Raw genomic sequence first — 19,590 nt, forward strand, 5'->3', positions numbered from 1 at the left:
TTCGGCGGGACTGACTCGCCGGCCGCCCAGTCGGAGTAGCCCGCCTTCGACACCGGCGTCGGCGACTCGTTCGGCGCACCATCTGACGAACTGTCCGTACTCGTTTCGCTCCGCCGCAGTCGCCCGCGCTCTGACGATTGGCGGGCGGCGAGTATAGCGACGTGGGTCGCCCCCGACCGACTATTCGGGCGCTTCAACCGCGGCAGCCAGCCGCCGGTGACGTGGAGGTCGCCGAGAGACGGCGCGAGAAAGAGCTATTTGACCTCCTCGCATCCTCCCACGCGTAGGCGAGACACGCGCAGCGTCCTCGACACCGTCCGTTACCGCCGTCTCACACCTGTCCCATGGCCGAAGAATCCAGTCCCAGTTCACCGGCGTCCGATACCCCCGATACGAATCGACTCGGGCGAATCAACGTGACCATCGATAGCGTGACTGTCGAGTGGCCCGCGGTCGACCGCGAGCGTGCGGCGCTCTGGTTCATCACCGTCGTCGCCGTGACCGGTCTCCTTTACGTGGCGTGGCGGTACGTGGGCAGCGTGGTCTTGGGGCTGTTTGTCTACTACGTGACGCGCCCGGTGCTACGCCGCATCGACGGTCGGTTCGAGTCGCGCACAGTGTCGGTCGCTCTCACGCTCACCGCGGTCGCGCTGCCGCTCCTGTTCGTTGTCGGCTGGACGTTCACCATCCTCGTCACGTCGGTGAACGACCTGCTCGAATCGGACGTCTTCGGGAACGTCGAGGCGTTCGTCCAGCCGTACCTCGACCTCACGTCCCTGCTGAGCCAACTGGGGGCGTTCACCGAGGCGGTCATCAGAGACCCGAGTCGGCTCGCCGACGTCGACCTCGGAAGCTTCGCCGGGGACGTCGTCGGGTCGATACTTGGCTGGGTCGGTGTCGCCGTCAACGTGGGTATCCACGCGTTCGTCGTCCTCATCATCGTCTTCTACCTGCTCAGGGACGACTACCGCGTCGCTCGGTGGGCTCGAAACACGTTCGTTGAGGAGGACGGCCACCTGGACGCCTACTTCGTTCGGGTCGACAGGGACCTTCACAACGTCTACTTCGGAAACATCCTGAACGCGCTTCTTACGGGAGTGCTCGCCTCGACGACGTACTCCCTGCTCAACGTCTTCGCGCCCGCGGCCACTCGAATCCCGGAGGCGGCGTTCCTCGGCCTCCTCGTGGGCGCGGCGAGCCTTATTCCGGTCATCGGAATCAAGCTCGTCACGTGGCCGGTCGGCGCGTACCTCCTCGGACGGGCACTCTGGCTCGACCCGGACGTCGTCTGGTTTCCCATCGCGTTCTTCGCCGTCTCCTTCGTCATCGTGGACTACGTCCCCGACCAACTCCTCCGTCCGTACGTCAGCGGCCGGACGCTCCACGTCGGCGCAGTGATGCTCGCGTACACCATCGGACCGCTTCTCTTCGGTTGGTACGGCATCTTCTTGGCACCGCTCCTGTTCGTCGCGGTGTTCGAGTTCGGTCGGATACTCTTCCCCTGGCTCCTCGACCCGTCGGGAGTGGACGCCGACAGCCTCGGACAAGCCGAGGGCGCGCAGACACCGTCGAAGCCGCCCTCGAAAATTCGGGACGCCGATATTTCGATGGCTGAAGGCACCCAGTCGCTTTCGGCCCCCGTCGAGAGCGACGGACCGACTGTGGACGAATGAGAACTGGGGAGCGGCTAGTTGACGGGGTTGGTGTCCACGGCGGCTGGCGCGGGCCTATCCCTCTCTGCACGGGGGTTTCTACTCCGTTTCGTTCTCACGATTCCCAGCAAATTCCTGCCCGTGAGACTCTCAGCGACCCGATAAATGCAGTTTATTATGCTTTCCTGCTTACGTGTAGCCGGGTTGAATAGATGAGTTCACTAGTAGTACTCGCGTTCGATACGATGGACGGGGCGGAGAACATGCGGGAGAAGCTGTACCAACTCCAGCGGCGCGAACTGATTACGATAGAAGACGCCGCTATCGCGGTTCGAAAAGAGAACGGTCAGGTGAAAGTCAAACAGGCCCAGAGCCTCGTCGGCGTGGGCGCGCTCGGCGGGTCGTTTTGGGGCCTCCTCATCGGCGTCATCTTCTGGATGCCCTGGCTCGGGATGGCGGTCGGGGCGGTGACGGGCGCGCTCAGCGGCAAGTTCACCGATATCGGTATCGACGACGCGTTCATCAAAGAGGTCGCCAACACGGTCGAACCCGGCGACTCCGCGCTGTTCCTCCTGTCCCGCGGCGCACAGATGGAGCGAATCAGAGCGGAACTGTCCGACGACAAGTTCGAGATCATCGAGACGAACCTCTCGCCCGAGGACGAAGACCGGCTCCGTGAGGCGTTCGCCGCCGAGGAAATTTCGGGATAGATGGTAACCCGTCCCCGTCTGACCGGGCGCGATAGTGGCCTCGCCGTGTTCGATTGACGGCGCGACGTGCGACGGGTGGCGAGCGCCTGCGCGGAGCGGAGCGCTTCGCCCATGACTGTCGAAGCAGGCGGCGGTCGCCCCGCAACCGCCCGTTGGCTCGATTCTCTCGTAATCGCCCGATTTCGCTCGGGGTTTTCTCGGAGACGCGCGAGAGGCGTCCGCGTCCCCGACTCAAGCGGACGTTCCGGTGCTCTTCAGTATCTTGGTCCCCGGAACGAGATTCACTATACTTTACAAAGGTAGCTGTGTAACAAAAACGTTAGATGGTCGTCAGTATGGGGAACGCGGGCCTCCGATAATCGCGTCACCTGTCGGCTTCTCCCGGCCGCGAAGGGTCGTTGTCGTCTAGAACGGGTGTCCGCCGCTGAACAGTTTGGCCGTTCTGGACCCTCACCGGGCCGTTCTTGTACAGAAATACGTCACTCCTCTCTTCGGCTCATCGCACGATTGTTGTGTATCGCGACATGCAGTTTATACGGGTGTTCACTCCGAATCGTCGCCGGCTCGCAGAGCACGCGCCGCGGCGCAACCGACAGCTACTGCGCTATCTGCTCTTCGACGGACACGGACTCGTCCGTCGATTCGAACACCCCGGCCAGCGTCTCGCGCATCGCCTGCCGGCGGAACGACCGCCGGCGCTCCTCGGAGAGGTAGTTCGACATGACGACGTCGGCGCTCTTCGACCCCTGGTCGGCGGCGACGCCCTCCAGCTGCGCGAGCATCTCGTCGACCGCCGCCTGATAGGCCGTGTACCAGAAGCGCCGACAGAGCTTCGCCGTCGGGACCTCGCCGTCGACGGTCACGCCGGCCTCGTCGGCGAGGCGCTTGAACCGGCGGTTGACCGTCTCGCGGGCGATGTGGCCCGAGGCGGCCCGCGAGGAGGGAAACAGAGCGCCGTTCCAGTCGTCGTCCTCGGCGAGCGCGTCGATGCGGGCGGCGACGGCGTCGACGCCGTAGAGGAGCGCGACGGTTCCCGGCCCGTTCTTCCGCGCTTCGAACGCGATGTGGGGGTCGTCGCCGGAGAGGACGAGTTGCGACGCGCGGAGCGACGCGAGCTCGTTCGGGCGGAGCCCCCAGCCGGCGAGTCCGAGGACGAGCAGGCGGTCTTCGAGGTCGTCGGCGACGGCGTACACGTCGCTCACTTGGTCCGCGGTCATCGTGCGGTTGTCGGGCTGGCCCTGTTCCCAGCGGAACTGTTTGGCGGCGTTCCCGACGGGGTTGTACCGCGCGCGCCGGAAGTCGACGAGGTACTCGTAGAACGACCGGACCGTCTGGAGGTACTTGAGCTTCGTCCCGTCGGTGGCGAGTTCGGCGTCGAACTCGTCGAGGACCGCGAGACAGCGGTCTATCTCGTCGGGCTCGGCGTCGCGGTCGTCCAGTCGTGAGAGCAGGTCGGCCGAACCGTGTCGGTCGCGGTAGACCCGGGCGAACCGCGCGAGGTGAGTCCGGCGGGTCGGTAGCGTCGAGTCCGCGAGGCCGCGCCGCGATTCGAGCATGTCGAGGTACGTCTCGAACGCCTCGACGGTGCGGTCGTCGTCGATACCCCAGTCGTAGCCTTCGTCGGTCGCCTCGTCGCCGAGGCCGACGACGCCGACGAAGAACTCCCGCGGCGTGAGGTCGTGTTTCTCGCGGAGCGCGTAGGCGATGCCCGACCAGCCGTGTTCGGTCAACCACGAGTAGGTCGGCACGTCCCGCGTCGGGTCCATCCCGTCGCGGTCCATCGCGGGTGCCATCGTCTCCCAGTAGAACGCTTCGAGTTCGTCGAGCGACTTCCGCGACCAGTTCACCGCGGCTCACCCCGCGCGAACCGGCCGCCGCGTCGCGTTCCGTGCGCCATCGTTCTGCATGCAGGGCGTGCCGCGGACGGATTAACACTTTCTCTCGCTGGGACCGACGGCGCGTCGGTGAGTTGTGCCCGCCGACCGACCCGTCGACCCTCAATATGACGGGTAGTAGATATATTGGGGAGACGCGATAACAGGAAACCACAATGTCCGATGGAAACGACGGCGGTTCGGTGCTCGAGGCGGACCCGCCCGGCGAGGGGGGACGGGTCGGCGACGCGGACCCGGCGGTCGACGTCGGTGCCGCGGCCGACGAGGTGACGGTCCTCGAAAGCGGGACCGAGTTGGAGCGGACGATCGGCCTTCGCGGCGGGTTGGCGATTGGTATCGGGACGATGGTCGGCGCGGGTATCTTCGTCTTTCCCGGCCTCGCCGCCGGGCAGGCGGGTCCCGCGGCCGCGCTCTCGTTCGCGCTCGGGGCGGTCATCGCGCTGTTGGTCGCGCTCCCGACCTCCGAGTTGGCCACGGCGATGCCGAAAAGCGGCGGCGCGTACTACTTCATCTCCCGCGGCATGGGTTCGGCGTTCGGCGCGGTCGTCGGCATCGGGCTCTGGTTGGGGCTCGTCTTCGCCTCGGCGTTCTACCTCGTCGGCTTCGCGCAGTACGCCATCGCCGTGCTGACGGAGTTGGGTGCGGCGTCGATGGTCTCGGACCTGCCGCTCGTGGCGGTCCTCGGAGTCGGCTTCGGGGTCGTCTTGACGGCTCTCAGCATGTTCGGGACCGAGAACGCGACGAAGCTCCAGAACAGCATCGTGAGTCTGCTCCTCGGCATCCTCCTCGTGTTCCTCGTCTACGGCTCGCTCGACACGCTCGGGCTGTTCGGCCGTCAGACCGTCCCCGAGGAGTTCATGCCCTACGGGACGCTCAGCATCTTCACCACGGCGGCGCTCGTGTTCACCTCGTACCTCGGGTTCGCACAGGTGGCGACGGTCGCCGGCGAGATAACGAAACCCGGGCGGAACCTCCCGCTGGCGATGGTCGGGTCCGTGGTCGTCGTCGGGGTGCTGTACGTCGTGACCATCCTCGTCTCGACCGGCGCGTTCGGGAGCGGTCGACTCGCCACGTTCGGGGAGACGGCCATCGTCGAGGTCGCGCGCTCGTACCTCGGCTTCCCCGGTGCGGTCGCCATCCTCATCGCCGGGCTCTTGGCGACGGTGTCGAGCGCGAACGCCTCGATTCTCAGTTCGTCGCGCGCCCTCTACGCGCTCAGCCGCGACGCGCTGGTCCCGCCGCAACTCGCGCGAATCAACCTCCGGTACGGGACGCCCCACGTCGCGCTCGCGCTGGTCGGCGGACCGACGGTCGTCCTCGTCGCCGTCGGTCGGACGGAGGTACTCGCCGAGGTCGCGTCGTTCCTGCACCTCGTCACCTACGGGCTCATCTGCGTGGCGCTCATCGGGCTCCGTCGCTCGAACCCCGCGTGGTACGACCCGTCGTTCCGCGTCCCCGGCTACCCCGTCGTCCCGGTCCTCGGGGCGCTCGCGAGTTTCAGCCTCGTCGCGTTCATGCAACCGCTCTCGCAGGCGGTGGGCGTCGTCGTCGCGCTCGCCGCGCTGGTGTGGTACTTCGTCTACGCCCGAGACGTGCGCCTGAAGGGGGTGAGCGCCGATGCGTGACGCTCCCGACGTTCGCGTGCTCGTCCCCGTCGCGGTACTGGAGGGGCAAGTGATTCCCGACCAACTGATTCACCTCCTCTCGGAGACGACGGTCGTCCTGCTCGCGTACCACGAGATACCCGAGCAGACGGCCCCCGAACAGGCCAGAGAGCAGTTCGAACCGAAGGCCCGCGAGGAACTCGACGAACTCGTCTCGGTGTTCGAATCCGCCGGTGCGACCGTCGAGACGCGACTCGTGTTCACTCACGATATGGACCAGACGACGGAGCGCATCGCCACGGAGGCGGAGTGCGACGCGGTACTACTCTCGAACCCCGCACCGACCATCGACCGCGTCATCGTTCCGATAAAGGAGGCCATCAACCTCGAGACGATTACCAAGGTCGCCGCGGCGGTCGGAAAGCACGGAGACGTCGAACTCACGCTGTTCCACGCGGTCGAAGACGACGGCGCGGTCCCGGACGGCGAAGCCCTCCTCGACGAGGTCGCGAACGACCTGGCGGTCCTCGGCGTCAACCGCGAGCACGTCTCGCGCGTCGTCGTCGTCGCACAGAACCCGCTCCAGGCGCTCATCGAGGGCGCGGACGACCACGACGTGGTCGTGATGGGCGAGGAGAAGCCAACGCTCCGCGGCCGACTGTTCGGCGAGACCTCCGACCGGGTCGCCGAGCAGACCGTCGCCCCGGTGCTCGTGGTCCGGCGACCGCTCGACCCCGAACCTGACGACGCCGGCGGTACCGACGACTCGGAGTGAGGGCGGTTCGCCCTCGAACGTCTCCGGCCCGACACGGGACACTATTGTACTATTGTTCCAATTGTCACGACACGGACCGACTGTTCTGAGAGCTGCACAAAATACAGGTAGAATAAAAATTTCTACAAATTTTACAAATTTCAAATTGTTTGTAGGTGTGGGGCGATGATGCTTTGATATCAGTGTCCGGGCCTGTCGAACGTGATTCTCCCGCGAATCCAGAGTACAATCGACAGTCGATTCGGAATCGATTATTATTGCAAAATAACTGAATTACTATCTCGGGCAGACGACCGTCTCCGACGGGTCTCGCCCGCCTCGACTCACTCGGTCGGCGCGGAGCGTCTCCCCATCGGCGACTCGCTCGGCCGACTCGGTCGTCCGCGAACGACATCCGACTGCTGTGGACGTTCGCACTTCCATTACACCAGTAATTATGTAATGTAGTGTGGGTCGTTTGCGTGGCGTTAGTCACCGCCAGTTCCTCCGGTGAGGCGTATCGCTAGTGACGAGAACTACGGGGAACTAGCTGTAATATGGTGTATCGTTGTATCTTCTCTAACGGATGTCCTGACTGTGTTCATATATGGTCAATACACCGCGATACTCGTTGTCGTGTGTCGTCTCTCAGATGTTCCGTTCTCGAAACTTTTCGGGGCGCGTTGACCGTCCGACGTTCGAAAACGTCAATCTCGTCCGGCAAGCCGTATCGAGGGGCCGAGCGCGGCTTCGACAGCATACGCCGAGATTCGGGGACTGGCGACTCGTTCGGCCCGTCGATCGTACCGAGAGCGGTCTCCGACTCGCCCGCGACTCGGCCGAGACCGTCGGTTCTCCGTTTGTGAACCGTATCGACGCGCGGTCGGCGCGAAGGCGATACTGCCGCAGAAGCGTTGAGGACGACGCGGACCGCTAACTGAACGTCGGGAAATCGTCGTCGGACTCCTCCATGTTGACGTTGACTTCGATGACGTTGGCGGTGTTGACGACGCTCTCGATGAGTTGCTCGTGGTAGTCGGACTGTTTCATCCGGCGGACCGGACCGGAGACGCTGATGGAGCCGAGGACGCGTCCGTGACGGTTCGTCACCGGCGCCCCGATGGCCTGCAGGCCCTTGATTTCCTCCTCGTCGTTGAGCGAGTAGCCCCGGTCGCGAATCGTCTCCAACTCCTCGAAGAGCTCCTCGCGGGTCGTGATGGTCGCCTCGGTCTTGCCCGGCAGGCCGTACTGGTCGATAATCCACTCGACGCGCTCTTTCGGGAGGTGCGCGAGAATCGCTTTCCCCGTCGCCGAGAAGTGGAGGTAGTCGGCGCGCTGGAGCTTGTTCACCTGGTAGTCGCTCCCGACGGCCTTCTCGCCGCTCACCTTGTAGAGGTTGATGCCCAGCCCGTGCTGTTCGGTCGCCAGGTGCGCGTACTCGCCGGTCTTCTCCGCGAGTTCCTCGATTTCGGGCTTGCCGATGCGGTAGAGGATGTTCTGGTACCGGACGTACTCGCCCACGAGGAGGAACTGCAGCGACAGCCGGTAGGTGTCTTCTTCCTTCACGACGAACTTCTCGGCTCGAAGCGTGCTCAGGTAGTTGTAGACGACGCTCTTCGAGAGGTCCAGATGGTTTGCCAACTCCGTCACCCGCGCGCCGTCCAGCTCCTCGAGCGCCCGAACGACATCGAACGCACGAGACACCGTCTTCAGGGTCCGCGGCGAACCGGTCGTGTGTTCGTCTGCCATAGTCAAGTTCGAAGCCGCGAAGTCATATGTGTTTGTATTTGACGAACGGTCACTTCTGAAATCGCCGGCAAATCGCACCGATTGCCGCAAAGTAGCGTAATTGGCGCGATTCTTATTTCGAATATCGTCTGTAACGTGGCCGAAACGAGTGAATTCGACCACTTAGACACCGTGTTCTCATTGTACAAACACCGCGATGCTCTGACCGATTCCAGACTCATCGTACAGCGAGAGAACACGGGTTTCAGGGACACTGGGCGGAGAATAGCGCATCGTGGTGGCTGACGTTTCGACGATGCGGTCGTCGCGGCGCGGCGGGTGGCGGCCGATTCGAACGCATCGATAGGGCGGGTCCGCGGAGCGCGGAACCGAGAACAGCAGTCGTCAGTCGGGCGGTTCCGTCACTCGGTCGCGAGGTCGGCGAGCGCGCCGGCGAGCACGCGAGTCGCGTCGGCGCAGTCCTCCCAGTCGGTCCACTCGCGGGGGTTGTGCGAGATGCCGTCGCGGGAGGGGGCAAAGAGCAGCGCGGCGTCCGTGACGGCCGCGACGTGCATGGTGTCGTGGCCGGCCCCGGAGTGGAGGTCGAGGGTTTCGAGGTCGGCGTCGGTCCCGGCGTCGTGGAGCGCGGCGCGGCAGCGCTCGCTCATCTCGACGGGCTTGCGGTCCCACGGGTGCGAGAGCGCGGCCTCGACCGGGCGCTCGGCCTCGATGCGGTCGAGGCTCGCCTCCGCCTCGTCGATGACGTACTCGATGGAGTCGTACGCCACGTCGCGGATGTCGACGGTCAGGGCGACTTTCCCGGCGATGACGTTGGGCGCGTTCGGCGAGACCTCCAGTTTGCCGACGGTCCCGACCGCGGTCTCCGAGACCTCGTTGCGCTCGGTCGTCGCGCGCTCCACGTCGAGGACGAACTCGCTGGCGGCGGCGAGCGCGTCCGACCGGTCGTCCATGAGCGTCGACCCGGCGTGGTCGGCCTCGCCCGTGATTTCGACGGCACACCGGGAGAGACCGACGATGCTCGTGACGACGCCGGCGGGGACGTTCGCGTCTTCGAGGCGCTCGGACTGCTCGATGTGAAGTTCTATCCACGCGTCCCAGTCGGCGGCGTCGACGCGTCCTTCGCCTCGGTAGCCGATGTCAGCGAGGGCGTCGCCGAGCGGAATCCCGTCGGCGTCCTCGATGTCGAGGGCCTCCTCGACGCTCAACTCGCCGACGGCGACCGCCGACCCGATGAGGCCGCCGCCGAACCGCTGGCCCTCCTCCTCGGTGAAGTTGACGACCTCGACGGGTCGGACGGGTTCGATTCCGGCGTCCTGCATCGCGCGGACGCTCTCCAGCCCCGCGTAGACGCCGAGCGGACCGTCGAAGATGCCGCCTTCGGGGACCGAATCGAGGTGACTTCCCGTGGCGACGGGGGCCGCGTCGGGGTCCGCGCTCTCGGGAACCCACCGACCGACGATGTTGCCGACCTCGTCGATGGTGATGGAGAGACCGGCGTCCCGGAGGCGCTCGCAGAAGAACTCTCTCGCCCGCCGGTCCGCCTCGCTGCCGCTCAGGACCGTCCGCCCCCGACCCTCGTCCGTCGGGACGGCCCCGAACTCCGCGTTCGACTCGATGTCGCTGCGGAGTCGCTGCTGATTGACTCGCATGGTTCCCGGATTCGTGACTAACCCTATTTTACTGTTTGGAATTCGGTCACATGCGTGACAGTACCGAGCGGCCGCGAACTCCCCGAAATCAGCAGGCACGGCGCGCTGGATGTGGGTTCTGGGGCTCTGCCCACCGCCCGTGTCGTTCGAGGGCGCACATCGGCGACGTTCGAGGACGCGCGTCGGCGACGGTTCGGTCGTCGCGACCTGCGGGACGCCGATGCGGGCCGTCGTTTGCGACGAGGGGGTTGACATACGTGGAGTAATCCCGCATAGAGACGGGATAGAATTGGTCATTCTACAGTTCCATCGCGCTCGGCGCTCGGAACAGTCTCTGATATTACATCTTCTCCGTCTCGATATGGGGATTGTACTCACATAACCACAATTTTTATCACACAGTAACGGATTTGAGCGACTGTATGCAAGAGAATGGCAAGGGGAGCGACTCCTCCGACAGCACCGGCGACGGCACGCGTCGCAGTCGTTTCGACCGCCGTACCTTCCTCGGGGCGGCGGCGACGACCGGCGCGGTGGCGCTCGCCGGGTGTACGGGCGGCGGTTCGGACGACAGCACGACCGAAGATTCGGGTTCCTCGGGCGGAAGCGACGACACGGAGAGCACCGACACGACCGCCGCGAGCGGCGGGAAGCAGGGCGGCACGCTCCAGTGGGGCGGCGCGGTGCCGGTGCAGGGGCTCGACCCGCACATCGACACCTCGGCGGCCTCCAAGCGCGTTCTGGAGAACATCTACGAGGAAGTCGTCGCGCTGCAGGACGACTACTCCATCCAGCCGCACCTCGCGGAGTCGATGGAGCAGTCCGACGACAACACGGTCCTGACGTTCAACCTCCGGGAGGGCGTCACCTTCCACAACGGCAAGGAGATGACCTCCGAGGACGTGCTGGCGAGCTACGAGCGCGTCCAGAACGGCGACTACCTCGCCACCGGCTTCTTCGACTACGTCGAGGAGCTTCGCGCCCCCGACGACTACACCTTCGAAGTCCAACTCACCGAACCCTTCGCGCCGTTCCTCGCGAAGATGGCGACGGCGGAACTGTCGGTCATGCCCGCCGAGAACGCCGAGAAGGACATGGTCGAAGAACCCATCGGGACCGGCCCGTACGTGTTCGAGAGCCGCGAAATCGAGACCTCGTTCACGATGTCGCGCAACGAGGACTACTGGGGCGCGTCCGACGAGGACGGCCCGTTCATCGACACCATCGTCAAGAGCGAGGTGCCGGACCCGAGCGTCCGCCTCCAGTCGTTCCTCGCCGGCGAGTACGACTTCATCAACGGCATCGCGCCGAAGGACGTCTCCCGCGTCGAGCAGGCCCCCGACGTTCGGTTCGAAAAGCAGTTCCCGAAATCGCTCGTCTACCTCGGCCTGAACTGCGACGTGGCTCCGTTCGACAACAAGGACGCCCGCCTCGCACTCGACTACACCATCGACAAGGAGAAGGTCGCCGAGGCGGCCCTCTACGGCACCGGTCAGACCACGGCGTCCCCGGCGACGCCCGGCAGCCCGTGGGTCAACCCGGACATCGAACCGCGCCCGCGTGACCTCGACAAGGCACAGGAGCACCTCGACGCCGCCGGCATGTCCGACGGCTTCACGGCGACGTTCAAGATTCCGCAGTCCTACCCGACGCAGGTGCAGGCCGCGGAGGTCATCGCAGCCGACGCCGCCGAGGTCGGCATCAACCTCGAAATCCAGCAGATCACGTGGAGCACGTGGCTCTCGGACGTCTACTCCAACCGCGACTTCCAGGCGACGACGAGCTCCTACCTCGCGCTCTGGTACCCCGACGTGTCGTTCTACAAGTTCCTACACCCCAACGGGGCGTTCTTCTTCACCAACTGGGTGAACGAGGACTACAACGCGCTCGTCGAGGAGGCGCGCACCATCTACGACGAACAGGAGCGCGCCGAGCTCTACCACCAGGCGACGGAGATTCTCCACGAGGACCGCGCCGGCCACCTCTTCCTGTGGTGGCAGCCGAGCCTCTACGGAGCCGCCTCGCAGTACAAAGGCGACATCGGCGCGCCCGACGGGTCGACGCTGCAGTTCGGCGACAACTGGCTCGACCGCTAACAGAGATTCCACACAATGTCGATGTACAACTACGTCTTTCGGCGCGTCGGGTTCATGGCGGTGACGCTGTTCTTCGTCACGCTCATCGCCTTCGCCGTCACCAACATCCTGCCCGGTGACGTGGCCCTGCTCATCTTGGGCCCCAACGCGACCGAACAATCGCTCGAAGCGCTCCAAACCCAACTGGGACTCAACCGCCCGCTGTACGTGCAGTACATCGACTGGGTCGTCGGGCTCCTCCAGGGGAACATGGGCGAATCGCTCCGATTCGGCGAGCCCGTGGCGCAACTCATCGCCGAGCGCCTGCCCCGGTCGATGATGCTCGCCGTCGCCGCGACGCTCGTCGCCGTCGTGCTGTCGGTCCCGCTCGGCGTCTACGCCGCCGTCAACCAGAACGAAGCGCCCGACGTGAGCGCCTCGATGTTCGCCTTCGTCGGCATCTCGATGCCGATATTCCTGTGGGGACTGGTGTTCATCCTGGTGTTCGCCGTCTGGCTGAACCTCTTTCCGACCGGGGGGTACGTCTCCCCGAGCGAGGACCTCGTCGGGTCGCTCACGCGACTCGTCCTCCCCGCGGGGGCGATGGGCTTCGCGCTCACCGCGTACATCATGCGGATGACCCGGTCGTCGATGCTGGAGGTTCTCAGCGAGGAGTACATCAATCTCGCGCGTGCGAAGGGGATGAGCCAACGGGTCATCGTCCTCAGACACGCGCTCAAGAACGCAATCATCCCCGTCATCACGGTCATCGCGTTCCAGTTCAGCTACGCGTTCGGCGGGGTCGTCGTGCTCGAAGAGGTGTTCTTCTGGCCCGGCATCGGTCGGCTGACGCTGACCGCGATTCAGAGCCGCGATATCCCCCTGATTCAGGGGTGCATCCTCGTGGTCGCACTCATCTACATGTTCTCGAACTTCGCCGCAGACCTGCTGTACGCGTACTTCGACCCGCGCATCCGCTACGGAGGTGACGACTGATGGCGACCGAACAGGAGACCGACCGCGGTCGCTTCACCATCACGCAGTCACAGCGCGACCGCATCGCCCGGTTCGTCCGGAAGTTCCGCAGCAACACGAAGGCGATGCTCGGCTTCTCCATCGTGGTGCTGCTCGTGCTCGTCGCCATCTTCGCGCCGATTATCGCGCCGTACCCCATCGACGCGACGAACATCGAAGACCGCTCGCAGGCCCCGTCGGTCGAACACCCGTTCGGCACCGACGACCTCGGCCGCGACATCTTCAGCCGCGTCGTCATGGGGAGCCGAATCTCGCTGTACGTCGGCTTCGGAGCCATCTCCGGCGCGCTCGCGGTCGGAGCGGTCGTCGGCGTCGTCGCCGGTTACGCCGGCGGCCTGACCGACGAGATACTGATGCGCGTCATGGACGCCGCGATGGCGTTCCCACCGGTGTTGCTCGCGCTCACCCTGCTCGTCGTCCTCGGCCCGGAGTTGAGTAACGTCGTCATCGCCTTGGCGTTCGTCTACACGCCGTACATCGCCCGCGTCTCGCGGAGCGCGGCGTTAGCCGAGCGCAACGAGGCGTACGTCGAGGCCGCCGTCGCCCGCGGCGAGAGCGACTCGCGCATCGTCTTCAGCGAGGTGTTCCCGAACTGCATGGCTCCCATGCTGGTTCAGGGGTCGCTGAACGTCTCGTTCGCCATCCTCGCGGAGGCGAGCCTGTCGTTCCTCGGCCTCGGCGCGCAGCCGCCGCGGCCGTCGTGGGGGCTGATGATTAACACCGGTCGCGGCTTCATGGAGACCGCGCCGTGGATGTTGCTGTTCCCCGCGTTGGCTATCGGCATCGCCGTCGTCGGGTTCAACATGCTCGGCGACGGACTGCGTGACGTGCTCGACCCCAAAGTGGAGGCGATAGAATGAGCGCACCAACCACCGCGACCGACCGCGAGGCCGACGACGGCCCGCTGCTCGACGTGCGCGGACTCAGAACCGAGTTCCGCACCGACGCCGGCCCCATCGTCGCCTCCAACGAGGTGTCGTTCTCGCTCGACCGCGGCGAGACCATGGGTCTCGTCGGCGAGTCGGGCGCGGGCAAGTCCGTGACGGCGCGGTCGCTCATGCGCCTCATCGACTCGCCCGGCGAAATCACCGGCGGGCAGGTCGTCTTCAACGGGGAAGACCTCCTGCAGAAGACGGAAGCCGAGATGCGCGACATCCGCGGCAACCGCATCGCGATGATTCCGCAGGACCCGATGTCGTCGCTCAACCCGGTGATGACCGTCGGCGAGCAAATCACGGAGACGATTCGCCGCCATCAGGACGTCTCCAAGTCAGAGGCACGCCAGCTCGCCATCGAATCGATGGACGACGTCGGCATCCCCGACGCGGAAGAACGCATCGACGACTACCCCCACGAGTTCTCCGGGGGGATGCGCCAGCGCGTCCTCGTCGCCATCGGCTTCTCCTGCGAGCCGGACCTCATCATCGCCGACGAGCCGACCACCGCGCTCGACGTGACGACGCAGGCGAAGATTCTCGACCTGCTCAACGAGATGCAGGAGCGCGAGGGGACGGCCGTGCTGATGATCACCCACAACCTCGGCGTCGTCGCCCAGACGTGCGACCACGTCGGCGTGATGTACGCCGGGAACCTCGTGGAGACGGCCGAACTCGGCGACCTGTTCGACCGCCCGCGACACCCCTACACCCGCGCGCTCATCGACTCCATCCCGGAGGTCGACACCGACTACGACGAACTGCCGACGCTCGACGGCGCGATGCCCGACCTCGGGAACCTCCCGAGCGGGTGTAACTTCGCGCCGCGGTGTCCCCACGCCACCGAGGCGTGCCGGACCGGCGGCGACCCGTCGCTCGACTCCGTCGGCGACGACTCCTCGCGCGCGGCGTGTCTCCACGCCGCCGACCTCGACCTCTCGGAGAGCACGGTCCCCGAATCCGGGGCCGGCCGCCGCGACATCGACCGCAGCGGCGAGCCGCTGTTCGAGGTGCGGAACCTGAAGAAGTACTTCAACGCCGGCGAGGGCGTCTTCGGCAACGTCCACCTCACGTGGGAGGGCGGCGGCCTGCCGACCGTCGAACGGCGGCACGTCAAGGCCGTCGACGACGTGAGCTTCGACGTCTATCCCGGCGAGACCGTCGGGCTCGTCGGCGAGTCCGGCTGCGGGAAGTCCACGGTCGCTCGCACCGCGCTCCGGCTCCTCGAACCGACCGACGGCGAGGTGTACTTCGAGGGACAGCCGCTCCACGAGCTCGGCTCCTCGGAGATTCGGAGTCTGCGCCGCGAGATGCAGATGATATTCCAGGACCCTCAGAGTTCGCTCAACCCGCGGAAGACCGTGGGCCAAATCGTCGGGCGCGCGATGGAGAAACACGGCATCGCCACCGGCGAGGAAAAGCGCGAACGAGTTGGCGACCTGCTCGAACGCGTCGGCCTGTCGCGGGCCGCCGCGAGCAAGTACCCCCACGAGTTCTCCGGGGGACAACAACAGCGCGTCGCCATCGCGCACGCGCTCGCCGTCGAACCGAAGCTCATCGTCTGCGACGAGCCCGTCTCGGCGCTCGACGTGAGCGTGCAGGCGCAGATTCTCAACCTCCTGAACGAGATTCAGGAAGACGAGAACATCTCGTTCCTGTTCATCTCGCACAACATCGGCGTCATCCGGCACATCTGCGACCGCGTGGCCGTGATGTACCTCGGGAAGATAGCGGAGTTCGGGAGCATCGAGCAGGTGTTCTCGCCGCCGTTCCACCCCTACACGGAGAGCCTCCTGTCGGCGGTCCCCCACGCGAACCCGGACCGCGAGACGGACCGCATCCTCTTGGAGGGGAGCGTCCCGAGCCCGATCAACCCGCCGTCGGGCTGTCCGTTCCAGACGCGCTGTCCGAAGAAAATCGGCGACGTCTGCGAGCAGGAGCTCCCGGAGCTCGAATCGGTCGGGGGCGCGGACCACTACATCTCCTGTCACCTCTCGGAGGAGGAGATGAGCCAGCGTGACTCGTTCATCACGCCGTCGAAGCGCGCGGAGACCAGTCCGGCCGACTCGGACTGAATCCGCCCGCGCGGTCTCTTCTCAGTATTTAGCGCCGAAGCCGGTTCAGTACTTGACGCCGAAGTCGAGAATCTCGTCGGGGTAGTCGCCGAACTGCGCGTCCGTCTCGCGGCGAATCTGGTCTTTCGCGCGCCGCGCCTCCGCGAGCAGGTCGCGGAGGTCGGACACCGGTTCGTCGGAGAGGTCGACCCGGAGGTTGTGGTAGAACTCCGGCGTCGGCGCGTGGACGAGCACCGCGGCGCTCATCTCGCCGCGGTCGTCGCCGCCGGCCGCCTCGCCGGCTTCGAGCGCCGAGACGAGTCGGTCGGCCATGTCGCCGTCGGCGGACTCGTACGCTTCGGCGGTCGCCTCGACGACCGCCTCGCCGGCGAGCATGTTGCCCGCGACGGTGTAGTCGTCGCCGACGCGGTGGCCGGCCCACGAGACGCACTCGCCGCCGGTGAAGGCGAACTCGCCGGCCGCGCCGACGCCGTGGACCTGCCGGTAGGCGGCGTGGTCGTCGGCGTCGAGGAGGGATTCGAAGGCGTCGTCGATGCGCTCGCCGGCTTCCGCGCGGGCGACCGCGTCGCGGCCGTGTTCGGTCTTCGTGTACGACTGCGTGACGGCCGCGCCGCCGGCGCTCACGTAGGGACAGGTCGCGCCGACGGCGACCGTGCCGGTCGTCACCGCCGCGCCGAAGACGTTCGCGTCCGGGTCGCGCGCCGCTATCGAGAAGGTTCCTGGGACGTGTCGCATGGTTCGGTACTGCGTTTCGGTCACGCTCGCGCGGTAAATACTCTCCCTCTCGCGGGGCGGAACGGAGACGCGGGTGGTGTCCGAGTGCGGCGTAACAGTTAGGACTCTGTCGAGTCTCGCACCGGATTCGGCGCTCTTCCCGTTCGCAACTGCCGAGATAGTATTGCAAACAATATAAATTATTGCTGAACGCTATTTCTTATTTATCGGACTTTCCTATTCGGATGTTTTTGAATCGGTCGTGAATGATTGCATTGTCACCCCAGCTTCTGATTGAGCGGAAAAGCTAATTCGGGAGACGCTCTGCTGCGGTGCAGTATTTGTATTGGTGGGCAATACCGACCGTCTCGCGGGCCGGCAGTCGAATCCAAGGCTTATGTTGTCGCGGTGGCAAGACGAACGTATGAGACTCGGCATCGGTCGAACCGGCGTGGTGATTCTCCTCGGACTGTTCGTCATCCTCGGTGCGGAGGACGTGTACGTCTGGGCCGTCGCCGGAACCGTCCCCGGCGTCGAGTTCTTCTTGGCGCTCGTGTTCGTCCTCGTCGTCGCGTTCGTGGCGATTCGGGAGGCCCGGGCGCACCCGCCGAGTCGGTAGTCGTTCGCCGCTCGGAACGTGGTTTTCGCCCGCTACTCTTCGCGCTCTCTGCAGTCGAGCGGCGCTTCGCAGCAGGCGGAGCGATAGGCGGCCGACTCGCGGACCAGTTTGCACTCGCGGTAGCGGTAGGCGACGTCCGCGCCGCAGGCCTCGCAGGTGAGGGTGTACTTCGGCTCCGCGAACCGGCGGACGCGGACCGGCGCGTCGACCGCCTCGGCGCGGCGCTTGAACGCCGGGCCGTGGTCGGTCGCGCCGAACGCCTGAAACTGCTCGACGTGGACGAGTTCGTGCCGGAGCGTCGCCGTCCATTCCTCGCGGTCGAACGACTCGAACGCCCGCCACGACAGCGACATGGTACACGTGGGCGCGGCGTCGAGTTCGGCCGATTGCGACGACGTGCCGGTCCACCGCCTCGGCTCCCCGACCCTCGCGTCGTCGACGCTCGGTGTCTTCACGGCCGCCGCCCGCCGCTTCGCGCGGGTAGACACTTTCCATCGGACGCGGTGTAAGTCCACGGTGAAGTCGTAGTGGCTCGCCGCGCGGCGGCAGTACGTCCGCGACCAGCTCACCAGCTCGTCGCCGGTCTCGATAGCGTCGTACCCGCCGAGGCTCCCGTCTTCGTGTCCCACGGTTTCGGGCCGTGGTTCGGAGCGAGCCGATATGTGTGTTGTGCCCACCCGCGCGGTCGCCGACGAGCGGTGTTGGTTCGGGTGCGGGTGGGGTACGGGTGTGGGTGCAGGTGGGGTACGGGTATGGGTGCGGGTTCGGTCAGGCTGTGAGCGTCGCTTTCTCGTCGGACACGAGCTCCCGAACCGCGTCGAACAGCCGCTTCGCGCTGTTCCGGGACGTCCCTTCGACGGTCACGCGAAGGACGCGCTCGGTTCGGCTCGCCCTGACGACGAACCACGCGTCGCCGCGGTCGACGAAGATGCCGTCGTCGGTCCGAACGTCGTCGAAGCGCGCCTGACACTCCGTCGCGAGCCGCGTCATCTCGCGGGCGCAGTTGTCGACCGCGAACGAGTCGAAAAACAGCGGGTACGCCGCCACGTCGCCCGCCTGTTCGGAGAGCGCCGCCCCCTCGTCGACGAGCCGCGCGAGGCGAATCGCCGAGAGCGTCGCGTCCGGGCAGGGCGACTCGGCCGGCCACTGGTAGACGCCGGTCGGCTCGCCGCCGAAGACGACGTCCGCGTCCGCCGCCGGTCCGGACCCCGGAATCCCGTCCATCTCGACCCGGACGATGCTTCCTCCCGCGTCGGAGACGACCTCTCCGATGCGACGGCTCGCCTCCAGCGGCACGGCGACGCGGGCGTCCCCGTCCGCATCGCGGACCGTCTCTCGCGCGAACAGCGCGAGGAGCGCGTCTCCGCCGACGACCTCGCCGGTCTCGTCGACGGCCACGAGACGGTCCGCGTCGGCGTCGTGAGCCAGACCGATATCGGCGTCCGAGGCCGCGACCGCTCGGCGGAGCGTCCCGCACGCGTCGTCGCCCGCGGCGACCCGACGGCGCGGAAACGAGTCGTCCGCGGTTCCGTCGAGGCGCTCGACGTCACAGCCGAGTCGGTCGAGCGCGTCGGCCATGATGTCGTCGTCCCGCTCGCCGACGTCGACCACGACGCGCGTGTCGGAAACCGAAGTTCGCCCCTCGCAGAGGTGGTCGAGGTGATGTGCCGCGGCGTCGTCCCAGCGACGTTCCTCGCCGATTTCGTCCCACGGGGCGACCTCGGCCGACGAGCCGTTGACCCGACGGACGACCCTGCTCTGTCGCTCCCACGAGAGGCGCGAGCCGTCGTCGTCGAACAGTTTCAGCCCGGTGTCCTCGGCGGGGTCGCTGACGGTCGTCACCGCCACGCCGGCGTCGCCGCCGAGTCGCCGCACGCCGTGAGAGACGGTCGGGCTCGCCACCGGCCCGAGTCGGTGGACGGTGCCGCCGCACTCGCAGACCCCGGTCGCGACCGCGTCAGCGAGGAGGCGAGCGCTGTCGCTCGGGTCGTGGCCCACGACGATTTCGTCGCCCGTTCCGGCGAGGGCGCGACCGGCTTTGAGGGCGAGTTTCGCGGTCACCTGCGTCCCGTACGAACCGCGGATTCGTGATGGTGCGAACATACCCCACTGTCCGCCCGAGGG

The 19,590-nt window shown here is 66.1% G+C and carries 15 protein-coding genes; 9 read left to right on the top strand and 6 right to left on the bottom strand.

Annotated features, from left to right (window positions below):
* Nucleotides 1–416 precede the first annotated feature (416 nt).
* Together C5C07_RS18685 and C5C07_RS18690 are read left to right on the top strand one after the other, a co-directional pair.
* Nucleotides 417–1,673, top strand: coding sequence for an AI-2E family transporter (locus C5C07_RS18685; protein WP_115805794.1), 1,257 nt, complete (start codon nucleotides 417–419; stop codon nucleotides 1,671–1,673).
* 224 nt (nucleotides 1,674–1,897) lie between these two features.
* On the top strand, nucleotides 1,898–2,362 hold the full coding sequence (locus tag C5C07_RS18690; protein ID WP_004977961.1) for a DUF1269 domain-containing protein: 465 nt from the start codon (nucleotides 1,898–1,900) through the stop codon (nucleotides 2,360–2,362).
* Nucleotides 2,363–2,958: 596 nt separating this feature from the next.
* On the opposite strand, the gene C5C07_RS18695 is transcribed toward C5C07_RS18690, so the two are convergent.
* Nucleotides 2,959–4,209 carry a tyrosine-type recombinase/integrase gene (locus C5C07_RS18695; RefSeq protein WP_115805795.1) on the bottom strand — a complete coding sequence of 417 codons (1,251 nt, stop codon included), beginning with the start codon at nucleotides 4,207–4,209 and terminating at the stop codon, nucleotides 2,959–2,961.
* Between the two features lie 203 nt (nucleotides 4,210–4,412).
* On the opposite strand from C5C07_RS18695, the gene C5C07_RS18700 reads away from it, so the two are divergent.
* Nucleotides 4,413–5,882, top strand: coding sequence for an APC family permease (locus tag C5C07_RS18700; RefSeq protein ID WP_004977956.1), 1,470 nt, complete (start codon nucleotides 4,413–4,415; stop codon nucleotides 5,880–5,882).
* A complete protein-coding gene (locus C5C07_RS18705) occupies nucleotides 5,875–6,636 on the top strand; it encodes a universal stress protein (protein WP_115805796.1) in 762 nt (253 codons plus the stop codon). The genes C5C07_RS18700 and C5C07_RS18705 overlap by 8 nt, the downstream gene beginning before the upstream one ends.
* A gap of 912 nt (nucleotides 6,637–7,548) precedes the next feature.
* Here C5C07_RS18705 and C5C07_RS18710 read toward each other — a convergent pair.
* Nucleotides 7,549–8,364, bottom strand: a complete 816-nt coding sequence (locus tag C5C07_RS18710) for an IclR family transcriptional regulator (RefSeq protein WP_115805797.1) — start codon at nucleotides 8,362–8,364, stop codon at nucleotides 7,549–7,551.
* Between the two features lie 401 nt (nucleotides 8,365–8,765).
* The gene (locus C5C07_RS18715) at nucleotides 8,766–10,013 is read right to left on the bottom strand and encodes a Zn-dependent hydrolase (protein ID WP_115805798.1); all 1,248 of its coding nucleotides are present in this window, start codon (nucleotides 10,011–10,013) and stop codon (nucleotides 8,766–8,768) included.
* A 422-nt stretch (nucleotides 10,014–10,435) separates the two neighbouring features.
* Between C5C07_RS18715 and C5C07_RS18720 the strand changes: the two genes are divergently transcribed.
* From C5C07_RS18720 to C5C07_RS18735, 4 genes are read left to right on the top strand one after another with little or no spacing between them, the layout of a single operon-like run.
* On the top strand, nucleotides 10,436–12,109 hold the full coding sequence (locus C5C07_RS18720; RefSeq protein ID WP_004977948.1) for an ABC transporter substrate-binding protein: 1,674 nt from the start codon (nucleotides 10,436–10,438) through the stop codon (nucleotides 12,107–12,109).
* A gap of 15 nt (nucleotides 12,110–12,124) precedes the next feature.
* Nucleotides 12,125–13,084: an ABC transporter permease gene (locus C5C07_RS18725; RefSeq protein ID WP_004977946.1), complete on the top strand. Its 960-nt coding sequence runs from the start codon at nucleotides 12,125–12,127 to the stop codon at nucleotides 13,082–13,084.
* Nucleotides 13,084–13,983: an ABC transporter permease gene (locus C5C07_RS18730; RefSeq protein ID WP_004977945.1), complete on the top strand. Its 900-nt coding sequence runs from the start codon at nucleotides 13,084–13,086 to the stop codon at nucleotides 13,981–13,983. Before C5C07_RS18725 ends, C5C07_RS18730 begins: the two co-directional genes overlap by 1 nt.
* The gene (locus C5C07_RS18735) at nucleotides 13,980–16,133 is read left to right on the top strand and encodes an ABC transporter ATP-binding protein (protein WP_115805799.1); all 2,154 of its coding nucleotides are present in this window, start codon (nucleotides 13,980–13,982) and stop codon (nucleotides 16,131–16,133) included. The genes C5C07_RS18730 and C5C07_RS18735 overlap by 4 nt, the downstream gene beginning before the upstream one ends.
* A gap of 45 nt (nucleotides 16,134–16,178) precedes the next feature.
* On the opposite strand, the gene C5C07_RS18740 is transcribed toward C5C07_RS18735, so the two are convergent.
* Nucleotides 16,179–16,868 (bottom strand): DUF1028 domain-containing protein, encoded by a 690-nt coding sequence (locus tag C5C07_RS18740; protein WP_004977943.1) that lies wholly within the window; start codon nucleotides 16,866–16,868, stop codon nucleotides 16,179–16,181.
* A gap of 403 nt (nucleotides 16,869–17,271) precedes the next feature.
* Between C5C07_RS18740 and C5C07_RS18745 the strand changes: the two genes are divergently transcribed.
* Nucleotides 17,272–17,466: a hypothetical protein gene (locus C5C07_RS18745; protein WP_049905292.1), complete on the top strand. Its 195-nt coding sequence runs from the start codon at nucleotides 17,272–17,274 to the stop codon at nucleotides 17,464–17,466.
* Nucleotides 17,467–17,498: 32 nt separating this feature from the next.
* Here the strand turns inward: C5C07_RS18745 and C5C07_RS18750 are convergent, their stop codons facing one another.
* Nucleotides 17,499–18,095 (bottom strand): SprT-like domain-containing protein, encoded by a 597-nt coding sequence (locus C5C07_RS18750; protein WP_115805800.1) that lies wholly within the window; start codon nucleotides 18,093–18,095, stop codon nucleotides 17,499–17,501.
* A 139-nt stretch (nucleotides 18,096–18,234) separates the two neighbouring features.
* Nucleotides 18,235–19,569 carry a phosphoglucosamine mutase gene (locus tag C5C07_RS18755; RefSeq protein ID WP_115805801.1) on the bottom strand — a complete coding sequence of 445 codons (1,335 nt, stop codon included), beginning with the start codon at nucleotides 19,567–19,569 and terminating at the stop codon, nucleotides 18,235–18,237.
* Nucleotides 19,570–19,590 lie beyond the last annotated feature (21 nt).

The sequence above is a fragment of the Haloferax sp. Atlit-4N genome (assembly GCF_003383025.1).
GTDB classification, from domain to species: domain Archaea; phylum Halobacteriota; class Halobacteria; order Halobacteriales; family Haloferacaceae; genus Haloferax; species Haloferax gibbonsii.